Raw genomic sequence first — 13,506 nt, forward strand, 5'->3', positions numbered from 1 at the left:
CAGGTGCCAGGGGAATCCAACCTTCAGTTGGCAACGAGCGTTCGCGAAACGCGAACGCATGGGGAAATGTCTGTAGGCTTCAATCCATTATCGCGAGCAGGCTCGCTCCCACAGGGATTTGTGTTGCGCTGCAGCTCCTACAGGGTGGTGGCTTCGCGCAAATGCTCGAACAACATCCGACTCACCGGCGACAACAGCGCCTCATCGCGCACCACCAGAATCAACGCCCGGTCCGACCAGTCATCGGTCAACGGCACCGCATGCAACCCGAGCGCCCGCCCGAACAATTCATAAGCCCGCTGCGGCAACACGCCAATGCCCATGTTGGCCTGGATCATCCGGCACATCGCATCGAACCCCGGCACATGAATCCGCACCCGCAACATACTGCCCGCCTGACGCGCCGCCGCATGGGTGCGCATGTTGATGGAACTGGCCGCATGCAAGCCGACGAAATCGCTGTCCAGGGTATCGGCGAACGCCAGGCTCGAACGGCTGGCCAACGGGTGATCGGGCAACATCAGCACCATCAGCTTGTCCTGGCGATAGAGCACGCTGTGCAGGCCCTTGATGTCACTGTCGATGGAGCAGATGCCGAGGTCGGCCACGCCATCGAGCACCCCTTGAATCACCCCGGAACTGGGCCGTTCCTCAAGGTCGGTCTTGACCTGCGGATGCCGCTCGGAAAAGTCCCGCAGGTCCTCCGGCAGGAACTGAATGATCGCCGACAGGTTGGCCAGCATCCGCACGTAACCGCGCACACCGTGACTGTGCTCGCCCAGCTCCAGGCCCATTTTTTCGACGTTGAACAGCATTTGCCGGGCATGGTGCAGCAGCGTTTCGCCGGCGGGCGTCAGGGTCATGCCCTTGGCCTGGCGCACGAACAGGCTGATGCCCAACGCCTCCTCCAGCTCCATCAGACGTTTGCTCGCAGCCGACACCGCAATCGCCTCGCGCGCAGCGGCACGGGTCAGGGTGCCCTCCTCGTGGACGGCGACGAACAGTTGCAAGGTGATCAGGTCGAGGCGGCGGATCAGGCTTTTCTGCAGCATGGAGGGCTCGGTGGTGGCGGCTCGGGCAAGGTCGCAGCATAGCCTTCTTCGTTTGCGCAGTGGCAGGTCGCCCGCGGCTCGCCGTGATAAAGTCGCCGCCCATCAGACCTTTTGCCTTGAGACTGTGACCGCAATGACCGATTTTCTGGATGTCGACGCCCACCTTGAAGACTGGAACACCTTGCGCGACAGCGCTGCGTTCGCCGGCTTGCTGGTGGGCAACGGCGCCAGTCGCGCGGTGTGGGACGATTTTGGCTATGAGTCGCTGTTCGAGAATGCCCGCACCGTCGAAGAAAAGCCCCTGAGCCCGTCCGAGCTGAGCGTGTTCGATGCGCTGCAGACCCGCAGTTTCGAGCAGGTGCTGAGCGCGCTGAAGACTACCAGCCGGGTCAACAAGGCCCTGGCGGTCAGCTCCGCCGCGCCGCGCAACCGCTACTACGCGATCAAGGAAGCGCTGATCAACAGCGTGCACGCGGTACATATTCCGTGGCGCCTGATCGAAGCCTCGACCCTGGCGACGATCAACCGGGAACTGGCCAGCTATCGCACGGTGTTCACCACCAACTACGACCTGCTCAACCACTGGGCGATCCAGCATCAGGCGGATGCGATCAGCGATCTGTTCGAGGGTGCGGAGCCGTCCTTCGAACTGAGCGCCACCGCCACCGACAAGACCCGTTTGCTGTACCTGCACGGCGGCCTGCACCTGGTGCGCAATCAGGACGGTACGGCGCGCCGGATGATGTCCACCGAGGGCACGCTGCTGGGCAATTTCGCGATCAACAACACCATCAAGACCCTTGATGACGTGCCGCTGTTCGTCAACGAAGGGCCAAGTGCGGACAAGCTCAAGACCATCCGCAGCTCGGATTATCTGTCATTCTGCTACGAGCAACTGCTGGGGCATGGCGATGGTTTGTGCATTTTCGGACATGCCTTGGGCGAGCAGGACAGCCACATCGTGCACGCCCTGCGCCAAGGGAAACCGAAGGTGCTGGCGATCTCGATTTACCCGCGCAGCCAGGCGTTCATCCAGCATCAGAAGCGCTATTACACGAAGCTGTTCGACGGCACCGGGGTTGAGTTGCGGTTTTTTGATTCGAAGACCCATGCGCTGGGCAGCCCGAAGCTGGCGGTGCCGGTCGAGGTTTAGTGCACACACATACTTGTGGCGAGGGGGCTTGCTCCCTCGCCACAATGTTCTCGTCGTCTGTGAGTCCTGGAGCTCATTCCTCCGCGCTATGCACCACCACCAGCAGCTGCGCCTGAACCTCCCCCACCGAACGGATGCGATGCGGTTTCTGTGAATTGAAATGCAGCGCATCGCCCCGGCCGAGCAGCACCCGCTCGCTGACGAAGTCCACTTCCACCTGTCCTTCGTGGACAAACAGGAACTCCTCGCCCAGGTGTTCCTTGAAGGTTTTGTCAGTGAACTCCGTTGGCGGATAGATGATGAACGGCAGCAGGCTGCGCTCGCTGACCTGATGAGCCAGCACCGCGTAACCCGGGTTGCTGTCGCTGGCGCCCAAGGGCTGGCGCTCGTGGCTGCGCACCAGGCTGTAGCTGTCCAGGCTGACGTTGTCCTCGGAAAACAGCTCCTCGACCTTCACGTTCAGGGCCTTGGCCAGTTTCAGCGCCGCCGCGATCGACGGCGTGTTCAAGCCGCGTTCGACCTTCGACAGGTAGCTCTTGGTCATGCCCGATTGTTCGGCCAGGGCCTCGAGGGTCACGCCAAGTTTTTTTCTCAATAATTTCAAACGGATAGACATTTGCAGCGATTAATCCATCAAGGAGGTGACGAATTGTCCTTGCTCATGACACAAAGTGTCATATAGCATCTTTCGTGTCATCTGCATGACCCAGCCAAAGAGGACACCGATATGGCCAAGACATTAGCACTGCCCAAAGATCAACTGGTCAAGCAAGCGCTCAGCCAGATGCAAAACACGCTGGCGGATAATACGTGGACCGACCAGCAAAAGCTGGCCCTGACCTGCCGCATTCTGTTCGAGAACGGCCATGACTCCGGCCTTGCCGGGCAGATCACCGCCCGCGGCCCGCTGCCCGGCACCTATTACACTCAACAGCTGGGCCTGGGATTCGACGAGATCACCGCCAGCAACCTGCTGCTGGTCAACGAAGACCTGGAAGTGCTCGAAGGCCACGGCATGCCGAACCCGGCCAATCGTTTTCACAGTTGGGTCTACCGCGCCCGCCCGGATGTGAACTGCATCATTCACACCCACCCGACCCACGTCGCGGCGCTGTCAATGCTCGAAGTGCCGCTGCAGATTTCCCACATGGACCTCTGCCCGCTTTACGAAGACTGCGCGTTTCTCGAAGGTTGGCCGGGGGTGCCGGTGGGTAACGAGGAAGGTGATCTGATTGCCGGCGCCCTGGGCGACAAACGCGCGGTGCTGCTTTCCCACCACGGCCAGCTGTCCACCGGCAGTACCATCGAGGAGGCCTGTGTGATCGCCCAACTGATCGAACGTGCCGCCAAGCTGCAACTGTTGGCGATGAGCGCCGGGACCATCAAGCCGATCATTCCCGAGCTCGGCCGCGAAGCCCATGACTGGATCGCCCGGCCCAAGCGTCACGCCGCCGCATTCAACTACTACGCCCGGCAGAATCTGCGTCGTCACGCCGATTGCCTGAACTGATCCCAGACCTATTTCAACGGAGAGACCCTCATGTCCAGCGCCAACATTCACGGCATCATCGGCTACACCATCACCCCGTTCACCGCCAATGGCGAAGGCGTCGACCTTGAGGCCCTCGGGCGCTCCATCGACCGCCTGATCGAGGGCGGCGTGCATTCCATCGCACCGCTGGGCAGCACCGGCGAAGGCGCTTACCTGAGCGATGCAGAGTGGGATCAGGTCGCCGAATTCAGCATCAAACACGTGGCCAGACGCGTGCCGACCGTGGTCAGCGTATCCGACCTGACCACCGCCAAGGCCGTGCGTCGCGCCCGTTTCGCCGAAGCCCACGGCGCCGACGTGGTGATGGTATTGCCGACCTCGTACTGGAAACTCAGCGAAGCGGAAATCCTCGCCCACTACCGCGCCATCGGCGACAGCATCGGCGTGCCGATCATGCTCTACAACAACCCGGCCACCAGCGGCACCGACATGTCGGTGGACCTGATCCTGCGCATCGTCAAGGCCGTGGAAAACGTGACCATGGTCAAGGAGAGCACCGGGGACATTCAGCGCATGCATCAACTGCAACGTCTGGGCGAAGGCCAGGTGCCGTTCTACAACGGCTGCAATCCACTGGCGCTGGAAGCCTTCGCCGCCGGGGCGAAAGGCTGGTGCACGGCGGCGCCGAACCTGATCCCGCAGCTCAATCTGGATTTGTATGACGCGGTGCTGGCCAACGATCTGCGCAAGGCGCGGGAGCTTTTCTATCGCCAGTTGCCGCTGCTGGATTTCATCCTCAAGGGCGGCTTGCCGGCGACGATCAAGGCGGGGTTGCGTCAGACCGGGCTGGAAGTGGGTAATCCGCGATTGCCGGTGTTCCCGTTGGGTGAGGCGGGTTGCAGCCAGTTGCAGGATTTGCTGGCGGTGTTGCGCTGAAAATCCGGATCCGCCGCCAGCCACAAGGTTGGTGGCGGGTCAGGTGCAGGCGATCAGAGCGACGGCAAGGTCTTGTCCTTGATCACTTTGGTCGGGCCGTTGGCCTTCACGGCGGCGATGCCTTTTTCCATGGCGGACGCCGAGGAATAGGATTCGCTGCTGCCAATGATCTCGTGATTGCCGGCCTTGAGGTTGAAGTAAGGATGACCATCCTTCGTGGTCTTCTTCTCGTAGCGTTCGTCCAGCGGGCTGTTGACCTGGACCGATGCGATGCCTTTGTCGGCCGCCGCGCGAGTGGTGTACAGCTCACTGGTCAGAATGGTTTCGGCGTTCGCCGCCTTCAGCACGAACCTGAGTTGACCATTGCTGCTTTTGCTCACTTCGTACCATCCGGACATGTCGATCTCCTTGGCGTTTGAGAGGGTGTGCGCTTCAGAGTAAAGACCAGGGCGGGATTTCTGTCGCCTGTTCCGGCCTCTTCGCGGGCAAGCCTCGCTCCTACGGGTCCGTTTCCTGCAGGAGCGAGGCTTGCCCGCGAAGAGGCCAGCAGGCTCGACACAAAACCCTCTACTTCACCACCGCCCGCACCACCGACAACTCTTTCACCGCCCCCCGCCGCTGGCTCAGATACCGCGTACAACTCACCCGCAGAAACGAAGCAAAATTCACCACCTCGCCGCGGTAGTCCATCACCTCTTCATACAGCTTGGCGATCAACTGGTTGGTGGTCATGCCATCGACTTCGGCGATTTCGCTGAGGATGTCCCAGAACTGATTCTCCAGGCGCAGGGTGGTCACCACCCCGCAGATGCGCAGCGAGCGAGAGCGCGATTCGTAGAGAATCGGGTCGGCTTTGACGTAGAGCTCGCACATGGGCGGGTCCTCGTTACAGGGTGATTTGGGTGCCCAGCAAACCGAGGAATCCGGCGAGCCAGCTCGGATGGGCAGGCCAGGCCGGCGCGGTGGCCAGATTGCCCTGAACATGACCGTCCGTCACCGGGATGTCGATAAACGTACCGCCGGCCAGGCGTACTTCCGGTGCGCAGGCCGGATAGGCGCTGCACTCGCGGCCTTCCAGAATGCCAGCCGCGGCGAGCAATTGCGCCCCGTGGCAGACGGCGGCGATCGGCTTGCCGGCCTTGTCGAACGCGCGCACCAGTTCCAGGACCTTGTCGTTCAGGCGCAGATACTCCGGCGCACGACCGCCGGGGATCAGCACGGCGTCGTAATCTGCTTCCCTGACCTTGGCGAAGTCGAAGTTCAGGGCGAACAGGTGGCCGGGTTTTTCGCTGTAGGTCTGGTCGCCCTCGAAGTCGTGGATGGCCGTGCGCACGGTCTGGCCGGCGGTCTTGTCCGGGCAGACGGCGTGCACCGTATGGCCGACCATCAACAACGCCTGGAACGGCACCATCACTTCATAGTCTTCGACGTAATCGCCGACCAGCATCAGAATTTTTTTCGCGGCCATGGGGCGGACTCCTCTGGGATATTGCTCGGGGAGTATTCAAGGTAGTCCTTATCCGGTGGGGCGGGTAATAACCGCCTACTACGCACACGCAAGAACACCACGAACCCTGTAGGAGCTGCCGAAGGCTGCGATCTTTTGATCTTGATCTTGAAAAGCAAAATCAAAAGATCGCAGCCTTCGGCAGCGCCTGCATTGGGGGCATTACCCCCAACTGTACGGATGTTTCTTCGGCCAGCTGTAAGCGCCAAAAACAGTGGTTTATGGCTAGATGAAGGCTCTTCCAATCACAACAATACCGGTTGCCATCATGTCCTCCCGCGAAAACACCGGCATGGCCCTGGGCCTGCTCGGCGTCGTCATTTTCAGCCTCACCCTGCCCTTCACGCGCATCGTCGTGCAGGAACTTCATCCGCTGCTCAATGGCCTGGGCCGAGCGCTGTTCGCGGCGGTTCCGGCGGCGATCCTGTTGCTGTGGCGGCGGGAAAAGTGGCCGACCTGGCGCCAGGTCAGGGGCCTGAGCCTGGTGATTGCCGGTGTGATTCTGGGCTTCCCGGTGTTGTCGGCCTGGGCGATGCAAAGCCTGCCGGCGTCCCACGGTGCGCTGGTCAACGGCCTGCAACCGCTGTGCGTGGCGCTGTACGCCGCTTGGCTGTCCCATGAGCGCCCGTCGAAAGCCTTCTGGGCCTGTGCAGCGCTGGGCAGTGCGCTGGTGCTCGGTTACGCGCTGATCAGCGGCGCCGGCAGTATTCAAGCCGGGGATCTGCTGATGCTCGGGGCGATTGCGGTGGGCGGCCTGGGTTATGCCGAGGGCGGCCGATTGGCCAAGGAAATGGGCGGCTGGCAAGTGATCTGCTGGGCGCTGGTGCTGTCGACCCCGCTGCTGATCGGGCCGGTGTGGTACCTGGCGCTGCAGCATCAGGGCGAGGTCTCGGCCAAGACCTGGTGGGCCTTTGGCTATGTTTCGCTGTTTTCGCAGTTCATCGGGTTCTTTGCCTGGTACGCCGGGCTGGCGATGGGCGGGATTGCGCGGGTCAGTCAGATCCAGTTGCTGCAGATCTTCTTCACCATCGCGTTTTCCGCGCTGTTCTTTGGCGAACATGTCGAGCCGATCACCTGGCTGTTCGCGGCCGGCGTAATCGTGACCGTAATGCTGGGCCGCAAGACCGCCATCAAACCCGCACGCACCGCCACCGCATAACCCCCATGTAGGAGCCAGGCTTGCCCGCGAAGAGGCCGGCACATCCGGCATCTGTGTTGGCAGGCCTGACGCCTTCGCGGGCAAGCCTCGCTCCTACAGTTTTTATGTTCCCGCAGGGGACGTGGTTTATTTCAGGTAACCATCGGCCCGCAGCAGCGTTTCCAGGCAATGCTCGGTGATGTGGTAGAAGTCCTTCAGTTCCTGAATCTTCGCCAACAACGCCGTCGGGTCCACCGGCTCGGCGCGTTTGACCGCCAGGATCATCTTGTTCTTGTTGGTGTGGTCCAGTGAGATGAACTCGAACACCTTGGTCTCGTATCCGCAGGCTTCGAGGAACAGCGCGCGCAGGCTATCGGTGACCATTTCCGCCTGCTGGCCCAGGTGCAGGCCGTACTGCAGCATCGGCTTGAGCAGCGCCGGGCTCTGGATCTGCAGGCGAATCTGCTTGTGGCAGCACGGCGAGCACATGATGATCGACGCCCCGGACCGGATGCCGGTGTGGATCGCATAGTCGGTGGCGATGTCGCAGGCATGCAGGGCGATCATCACCTCCAGCTCGCTGGGCGCCACGCTGCGCACGTCACCGCACTTGAACACCAGCCCCGGATGCTCGAGCTTCTGCGCCGCGGTGTTGCACAGCTTGACCATATCCTCACGCAGTTCGACCCCGGTCACCTCGCCCTCGGCGTTCAGGGTGTTGCGCAGGTAGTCGTGGATGGCGAAGGTCAGGTAACCCTTGCCCGACCCGAAGTCCGCCACCCGCACCGGCTTGTCCAGCGCCAGCGGCGAAGAGGTCAGCGCATGGCTGAACACTTCGATGAATTTGTTGATCTGCTTCCACTTGCGCGACATCGCGGGAATCAGCTCGTGCTGCTTGTTGGTCACGCCAAGGTCGGCGAGAAACGGCCGGCTCAGGTCTAGGAAGCGGTTTTTCTCACGGTTGTGCTCGGTGGACGGTACTTCGCGCAATTGCTGGGGCTTGCTCTTGAACAGCGAACTCTTGCCCTTTTTGCTGTATTCGAGCTGTGCTTCGTCGGTCAGCGACAGCAAATGCGCATTTTTGAACGAGGCCGGCAACAGCCCGGCGATGGTCGCCACGCCCTCTTCCAGCGGCAGGTTCCTGGTGATGTCGCGGGTCTTGTAGCGATAGACGAAGGACAGGCAAGGCTGTCCCTTCACCGCCACCGCCTTGATGATGATGCGCTGCAGATCCGCCTCATCGCCGACGTACTTGGCCAGCACCAGCTTGATGAAGGCGTTTTGCTCAAGGCTGGTTTGCAGCAGATCGATGAACTGGGCGTGATGATCCGGCGCGAGGCTGGCGGGAGTAGCGGTAACAGACATGGAAAAAACGGCCTCAGGGCGGGGCGGATCGGGAATGGCGGGTATTTTAGGGGGGATGGCGGTTGAGGACACGCAGTTATTTACGAACGGCGTGATCTGGGGCGGCAGACACAATCCTCCTGTCGGAGCAGGCCCGCCCCCACAGGGGTTCAGTGTTCAGCCCAGGACCACCAGGCGATTCGGCAACTCATTACGCACCTGCGTCACCGGCACATGCACCTTGAGCAACTCCCCGCAGGCCTCGACGCAATTGACGAACCCCTGCAAGGTCTGCCCCTCGCGCACCTGGCGGGTGAACTCGGCGACTATCGTGTCCCAGCTCTTGTTGTCCAGACGGCTGGAGACGCCCTCGTCCACCAGGATTTCGACATAGCGCTCCGCCTCGGAGACGAAAATCAGGATGCCGGTGCTGCCCACGGTGTGGTGCAGGTTCTGTTCGAGGAACTGCCGGCGCGCCAGGTTCGAGGCACGCCAGTGGCGGACCGAGCGCGGGATCAGGTGGGTGGTGATTTTCGGTATCCGGAACACCAGGCACAGGACGATGAAGCTGATCCATTGCACCAGCAACAGGCTGTGCATGGTCAGCCAGCCGGTCAGGTAATGCACGATCCCCGGCACCACCAGCGCCAGCAGGCTGGCCCAGAGCAGCGGGATGTACGCATAGTCGTCGGCGCGGGCCGCGAGGACGGTCACAAGCTCCGCGTCGGTGTCGCGCTCGACCCGGGCGATGGCCTCGGCGACCTTGCGTTGTTCGTGTTCAGTCAGTAATGCCATGTCGAAAAGTGCCTGCTCATTATTATTGTCACCAGCCGCCGGACGAACCACCGCCCCCGAAACTGCCTCCGCCGCCGCTGAAGCCTCCGCCTGCGCCGCCCCCACCGAAGCCTCCGCCGCCAAATCCGCCTGCGGAACCACCGGAACCGCCACGACCGGCGGGAAGGATACCCAGCATCTGGCAGACAAACACCGTCAGGATGAACAACAGCACCAAAAACACGAACAGCCCCGGATGCCGCGAGACGAAATCGTCCTCCGGATCGCCAGTGGATTCATACACCGTCGAGGGTTCGTCCAGGGGATTGCCACCCAGCACCACCAGCATCGCCGCCACGCCGTCGCTGATGCCCTTGCTGTAGTTGCCGGCCTTGAAGGCGGGGGTAATGACCTGGTGGATGATCACCGAACTCTGGGCGTCGGTCAGCCGATCTTCCAGGCCGTAGCCCACTTCGATGCGCAATTTGCGCTCATCCCGGGCGACGATCAACAACGCGCCGTTGTTTTTGTCTTTCTGGCCGATGCCCCAGTAGCGCCCCAGTTGATAACCGAAATCGGCGATGTCGGTGCCCTGCAAATCCGGCAAGGTGACCACCACCAGTTGCTCGCCAGTGGCCTTTTCATGGACGGCCAGCTGTTGCGTCAGCTGCTCGCGCACCGAAGGCTCGATCATCTGGGCATTGTCCACCACCCGCCCGGTCAGCGCCGGGAACGTCAGTGCGGCCTGGGCCGCGAGGGCAAACAGCCACAGCATCAGCACCAGGCCCAGTTTTATTGCGCGCATTGGCAGCCTCATCCGTGCCCTCCTGGAACCTGCCCCCGATCAATGCAGGAGCTGCCGAAGGCTGCGATCTTTTGACTTTGGTTTCTAAAAGCAAGATCAAAAGATCGCAGCCTTCGGCAGCTCCTACACAGAGCGGTTCAGAATTTGACTTCGGGGGCCTTTTCCGAGCCCGGCGTCGCTTCGAACGTCTCGCGAATCGGCAAGCTGCTGTACATCACGCTGTGCCACAGGCGACCGGGGAAGGTGCGGATCTCGGTGTTGTACTTCTGCACCGCGAGGATGAAATCGCGCCGGGCCACGCTGATGCGGTTCTCGGTGCCTTCAAGCTGCGATTGCAAAGCGAGGAAGTTCTGGTTGGCCTTCAGGTCCGGATAACGCTCGGACACCACCATCAGGCGGCTCAAGGCCCCGGTGAGCCCGTCCTGGGCCTGCTGGTACTGCTTGAGTTTTTCCGGATTGTCCAGGGTTGAGGCATCAACCTGGATCGACGTGGCCTTGGCCCGCGCCTCGATCACCGCCGTCAGGGTTTCCTGCTCGTGGGCGGCATAGCCCTTGACGGTTTCCACCAGATTGGGAATCAGGTCGGCACGGCGCTGATACTGGTTCTGCACCTGACCCCAGGCGGCCTTGGCCTGCTCATCGAGGGTCGGGATGTTGTTGATGCCGCAGGCGGTCAGCAACGTCGCCATCACCAGCAAGGTGGCGATCTGCAGTCTCGACCGGTAAGACTGTCTTGCATTCATCACAGTGATACTCCGTTCACATTGCCTGGAAAAAACAACCGACGACCCTCTCGGCCGGCTCTTGGGGCATAATCCGCCGCGCCACTGGATTGCATCGGGACAATGGGCTAAAAGATGCCCTGCGCAAAAAACATCCGGCTTGCGGCACCTTTTAAGGCGGCCGATTTCAGATAAGCACCCGAACAACAATAGACGCTCCCTAACTTTTGGCTGACCGGCGCGTGCATCGCCGCTTGGGCCCTTGAGAAAACTATTCATGAAGAAGCTGTGTTTGCTGGGTTTGCTCGTCAGCCTGGCCAGTCATAACGTATTGGCCGCTACGACGCCCCCGCCGCTGGAAAACAAGGACGCCTTCATCAGCAACCTGATGAAGCAGATGACCCTCGACGAAAAAATCGGCCAGTTGCGCCTGATCAGCATCGGCCCGGAAATGCCCCGGGAGCTGATCCGCAAGGAAATCGCCGCGGGCAACATCGGCGGCACGTTCAACTCCATCACTCGCCCGGAAAACCGTCCGATGCAGGACGCGGCCATGCGCAGCCGGCTGAAGATCCCGATGTTCTTCGCCTACGACGTGATCCACGGCCACCGCACCATTTTCCCTATCCCCCTGGCCCTGGCTTCGAGCTGGGACATGGACGCCATCGGCCTGTCCGGGCGCATCGCCGCCAAGGAAGCCGCCTCCGACAGCCTCGACATCACCTTCGCGCCCATGGTCGACATCTCCCGCGACCCGCGCTGGGGCCGCACGTCCGAAGGTTTCGGTGAAGACACCTACCTGGTCTCGCGCATTGCCGGGGTGATGGTCAAGGCGTTCCAGGGCACCGGCGCCAACGCCGCCGACAGCATCATGGCCAGCGTCAAGCACTTCGCCCTGTACGGCGCGGTCGAGGGCGGTCGCGACTACAACGTGGTCGACATGAGCCCGGTCAAGATGTACCAGGATTACCTGCCGCCGTACCGCGCCGCCATCGACGCCGGTGCCGGCGGGGTGATGGTCGCGCTGAACTCGATCAACGGCGTGCCGGCCACCGCCAACACCTGGCTGATGAACGACCTGCTGCGCAAGGAGTGGGGCTTCAAGGGCCTGGCCGTGAGCGATCACGGAGCGATTTTCGAGCTGATCAAGCACGGCGTCGCCGCCGACGGTCGCGAAGCGGCGAAGCTGGCGATCAAGGCCGGCATCCACATGAGCATGAACGACACCCTGTACGGCAAGGAGCTGCCGGGGCTGCTGAAGTCCGGCGAGATCAAGCAGAGCGACATCGACAACGCCGTGCGTGCGGTGCTCGACGCCAAGTACGACATGGGCCTGTTCAAGGACCCGTACCTGCGCATCGGCAAGGCCGAGGATGATCCGGCCGACACCTACGCCGACAGCCGCCTGCACCGCGCCGAGGCCCGTGACGTGGCCCGCCGCAGCCTCGTGCTGCTGAAGAACAGCAACGAAACCCTGCCGCTGAAGAAGACCGCGAAAGTCGCCCTGGTCGGTCCGCTGGCCAAGGCGCCGATCGATATGATGGGCAGCTGGGCCGCCGCCGGGCGTCCGGCGCAGTCGGTGACCCTGTTCGATGGCATGAGCAATGTGATCGGCGACAAATCGTCGCTGATCTACGCCCGTGGCGCCAACATCACCAGCGACAAGAAGATCCTCGACTACCTGAACTTCCTCAACTTCGACGCCCCGGAAGTGGTCGATGACCCGCGTCCGGCCAACGAGCTGATCGACGAAGCGGTGAAAGCCGCCAAGGAAGCCGACGTGGTGGTCGCCGCCGTGGGTGAATCCCGTGGCATGTCCCACGAATCGTCGAGCCGCACCGACCTGAACATCCCGGAAAACCAGCGCGAGCTGATCCGTGCCCTGAAAGCCACCGGCAAGCCGCTGGTGCTGGTGCTGATGAACGGCCGTCCACTGTCGATCCTGCAGGAGAACGAACAGGCCGATGCGATCCTGGAAACCTGGTTCAGCGGCACCGAAGGCGGCAACGCCATCGCCGACGTGCTGTTCGGCGACTACAACCCGTCGGGCAAACTGCCGATCACCTTCCCGCGTTCGGTGGGTCAGATTCCGACCTACTACAACCACCTGAGCATCGGCCGGCCGTTCACCCCGGGCAAGCCGGGCAACTACACCTCGCAGTACTTCGACGACACCACAGGTCCCCTGTTCCCGTTCGGCTACGGCCTGAGCTACACCGACTTCAGCCTGAGCGACATGGCCCTGTCGTCGACCACGCTGAACAAGACCGGCAAGCTCGACGCCAGCATCACGGTGAAAAACACCGGCAAGCGTGACGGCGAAACCGTGGTGCAGCTGTACATCCAGGACGTGGCCGGCTCAATGATCCGTCCGCTCAAGGAACTGAAGAACTTCCAGAAAGTGATGCTCAAGGCCGGCGAACAGAAAGTCGTGCACTTCACCATCACCGAGGACGATCTGAAGTTCTACAACACCCAGCTCAAGTACGCGGCGGAGCCGGGCAAGTTCAATGTGCAGATCGGTCTGGATTCCAAGGATGTGACGCAGCAGAGTTTTGAGTTGCTGTAACCCCTGATACGCCG

General features: G+C 61.8%; 14 protein-coding genes. 5 read left to right on the plus strand and 9 right to left on the minus strand.

Features of this window, described 5'->3' with window-relative positions:
* Nucleotides 1-137: 137 nt before the first annotated feature.
* On the minus strand, nucleotides 138-1,052 hold the full coding sequence (locus HNO86_RS06705; protein ID WP_175376225.1) for a LysR family transcriptional regulator: 915 nt from the start codon (nucleotides 1,050-1,052) through the stop codon (nucleotides 138-140).
* A gap of 133 nt (nucleotides 1,053-1,185) precedes the next feature.
* Between HNO86_RS06705 and HNO86_RS06710 the strand changes: the two genes are divergently transcribed.
* Entirely contained in the window at nucleotides 1,186-2,205 is a 1,020-nt protein-coding gene (locus HNO86_RS06710) for a DUF4917 family protein (protein WP_175376226.1), read from the plus strand.
* Between the two features lie 73 nt (nucleotides 2,206-2,278).
* Here the strand turns inward: HNO86_RS06710 and HNO86_RS06715 are convergent, their stop codons facing one another.
* Entirely contained in the window at nucleotides 2,279-2,821 is a 543-nt protein-coding gene (locus HNO86_RS06715) for a helix-turn-helix domain-containing protein (RefSeq protein ID WP_175376227.1), read from the minus strand.
* 111 nt (nucleotides 2,822-2,932) lie between these two features.
* Here HNO86_RS06715 and HNO86_RS06720 point away from each other — a divergent pair, with 111 nt between their 5' ends.
* Entirely contained in the window at nucleotides 2,933-3,715 is a 783-nt protein-coding gene (locus HNO86_RS06720; RefSeq protein ID WP_175376228.1) for an aldolase, read from the plus strand.
* 30 nt (nucleotides 3,716-3,745) lie between these two features.
* The gene (locus HNO86_RS06725) at nucleotides 3,746-4,633 is read left to right on the plus strand and encodes a dihydrodipicolinate synthase family protein (protein ID WP_175376229.1); all 888 of its coding nucleotides are present in this window, start codon (nucleotides 3,746-3,748) and stop codon (nucleotides 4,631-4,633) included.
* Between the two features lie 53 nt (nucleotides 4,634-4,686).
* Here the strand turns inward: HNO86_RS06725 and HNO86_RS06730 are convergent, their stop codons facing one another.
* The 3 genes from HNO86_RS06730 to HNO86_RS06740 all read right to left on the minus strand — a co-directional run bounded on the left by HNO86_RS06730 (nucleotide 4,687) and on the right by HNO86_RS06740 (nucleotide 6,101).
* The gene (locus tag HNO86_RS06730) at nucleotides 4,687-5,031 is read right to left on the minus strand and encodes a YegP family protein (RefSeq protein ID WP_175376230.1); all 345 of its coding nucleotides are present in this window, start codon (nucleotides 5,029-5,031) and stop codon (nucleotides 4,687-4,689) included.
* Between the two features lie 169 nt (nucleotides 5,032-5,200).
* A complete protein-coding gene (locus HNO86_RS06735) occupies nucleotides 5,201-5,506 on the minus strand; it encodes a ribbon-helix-helix domain-containing protein (protein WP_175376231.1) in 306 nt (101 codons plus the stop codon).
* Nucleotides 5,507-5,519: 13 nt separating this feature from the next.
* Nucleotides 5,520-6,101, minus strand: coding sequence for a DJ-1/PfpI family protein (locus HNO86_RS06740; RefSeq protein WP_175376232.1), 582 nt, complete (start codon nucleotides 6,099-6,101; stop codon nucleotides 5,520-5,522).
* Nucleotides 6,102-6,408: 307 nt separating this feature from the next.
* Here HNO86_RS06740 and HNO86_RS06745 point away from each other — a divergent pair, with 307 nt between their 5' ends.
* Complete coding sequence (locus HNO86_RS06745; RefSeq protein WP_175376233.1) at nucleotides 6,409-7,299, plus strand: DMT family transporter; 891 nt, start codon at nucleotides 6,409-6,411, stop codon at nucleotides 7,297-7,299.
* Between the two features lie 126 nt (nucleotides 7,300-7,425).
* Here HNO86_RS06745 and HNO86_RS06750 read toward each other — a convergent pair whose 3' ends face one another.
* The 4 genes from HNO86_RS06750 to HNO86_RS06765 form a co-directional block, all read right to left on the minus strand.
* Entirely contained in the window at nucleotides 7,426-8,643 is a 1,218-nt protein-coding gene (locus tag HNO86_RS06750) for an SAM-dependent methyltransferase (protein WP_175376234.1), read from the minus strand.
* A gap of 156 nt (nucleotides 8,644-8,799) precedes the next feature.
* A complete protein-coding gene (locus HNO86_RS06755; protein WP_175376235.1) occupies nucleotides 8,800-9,417 on the minus strand; it encodes a TPM domain-containing protein in 618 nt (205 codons plus the stop codon).
* Between the two features lie 28 nt (nucleotides 9,418-9,445).
* Complete coding sequence (locus HNO86_RS06760; protein ID WP_175376270.1) at nucleotides 9,446-10,201, minus strand: YgcG family protein; 756 nt, start codon at nucleotides 10,199-10,201, stop codon at nucleotides 9,446-9,448.
* A gap of 137 nt (nucleotides 10,202-10,338) precedes the next feature.
* Nucleotides 10,339-10,944, minus strand: coding sequence for a LemA family protein (locus HNO86_RS06765; RefSeq protein WP_175376236.1), 606 nt, complete (start codon nucleotides 10,942-10,944; stop codon nucleotides 10,339-10,341).
* A gap of 256 nt (nucleotides 10,945-11,200) precedes the next feature.
* Between HNO86_RS06765 and bglX the strand changes: the two genes are divergently transcribed.
* Nucleotides 11,201-13,492 (plus strand): beta-glucosidase BglX, encoded by a 2,292-nt coding sequence (bglX, locus tag HNO86_RS06770; protein WP_175376237.1) that lies wholly within the window; start codon nucleotides 11,201-11,203, stop codon nucleotides 13,490-13,492.
* Nucleotides 13,493-13,506 lie beyond the last annotated feature (14 nt).

It is taken from the genome of Pseudomonas sp. C1C7, assembly GCF_013359595.1.
In the GTDB taxonomy this organism is placed as follows: Bacteria; Pseudomonadota; Gammaproteobacteria; order Pseudomonadales; family Pseudomonadaceae; genus Aquipseudomonas.

Coding starts and splice junctions, on each gene's coding strand:
- HNO86_RS06705 (WP_175376225.1), bottom strand. CDS start 1,052: ATGCTGCAGAAAAGCCTGATCCGCCGCCTCGACCTGATCACCTTGCAA.
- HNO86_RS06710 (WP_175376226.1), top strand. CDS start 1,186: ATGACCGATTTTCTGGATGTCGACGCCCACCTTGAAGACTGGAACACC.
- HNO86_RS06715 (WP_175376227.1), bottom strand. CDS start 2,821: ATGTCTATCCGTTTGAAATTATTGAGAAAAAAACTTGGCGTGACCCTC.
- HNO86_RS06720 (WP_175376228.1), top strand. CDS start 2,933: ATGGCCAAGACATTAGCACTGCCCAAAGATCAACTGGTCAAGCAAGCG.
- HNO86_RS06725 (WP_175376229.1), top strand. CDS start 3,746: ATGTCCAGCGCCAACATTCACGGCATCATCGGCTACACCATCACCCCG.
- HNO86_RS06730 (WP_175376230.1), bottom strand. CDS start 5,031: ATGTCCGGATGGTACGAAGTGAGCAAAAGCAGCAATGGTCAACTCAGG.
- HNO86_RS06735 (WP_175376231.1), bottom strand. CDS start 5,506: ATGTGCGAGCTCTACGTCAAAGCCGACCCGATTCTCTACGAATCGCGC.
- HNO86_RS06740 (WP_175376232.1), bottom strand. CDS start 6,101: ATGGCCGCGAAAAAAATTCTGATGCTGGTCGGCGATTACGTCGAAGAC.
- HNO86_RS06745 (WP_175376233.1), top strand. CDS start 6,409: ATGTCCTCCCGCGAAAACACCGGCATGGCCCTGGGCCTGCTCGGCGTC.
- HNO86_RS06750 (WP_175376234.1), bottom strand. CDS start 8,643: ATGTCTGTTACCGCTACTCCCGCCAGCCTCGCGCCGGATCATCACGCC.
- HNO86_RS06755 (WP_175376235.1), bottom strand. CDS start 9,417: ATGGCATTACTGACTGAACACGAACAACGCAAGGTCGCCGAGGCCATC.
- HNO86_RS06760 (WP_175376270.1), bottom strand. CDS start 10,201: ATGCGCGCAATAAAACTGGGCCTGGTGCTGATGCTGTGGCTGTTTGCC.
- HNO86_RS06765 (WP_175376236.1), bottom strand. CDS start 10,944: ATGAATGCAAGACAGTCTTACCGGTCGAGACTGCAGATCGCCACCTTG.
- bglX (WP_175376237.1), top strand. CDS start 11,201: ATGAAGAAGCTGTGTTTGCTGGGTTTGCTCGTCAGCCTGGCCAGTCAT.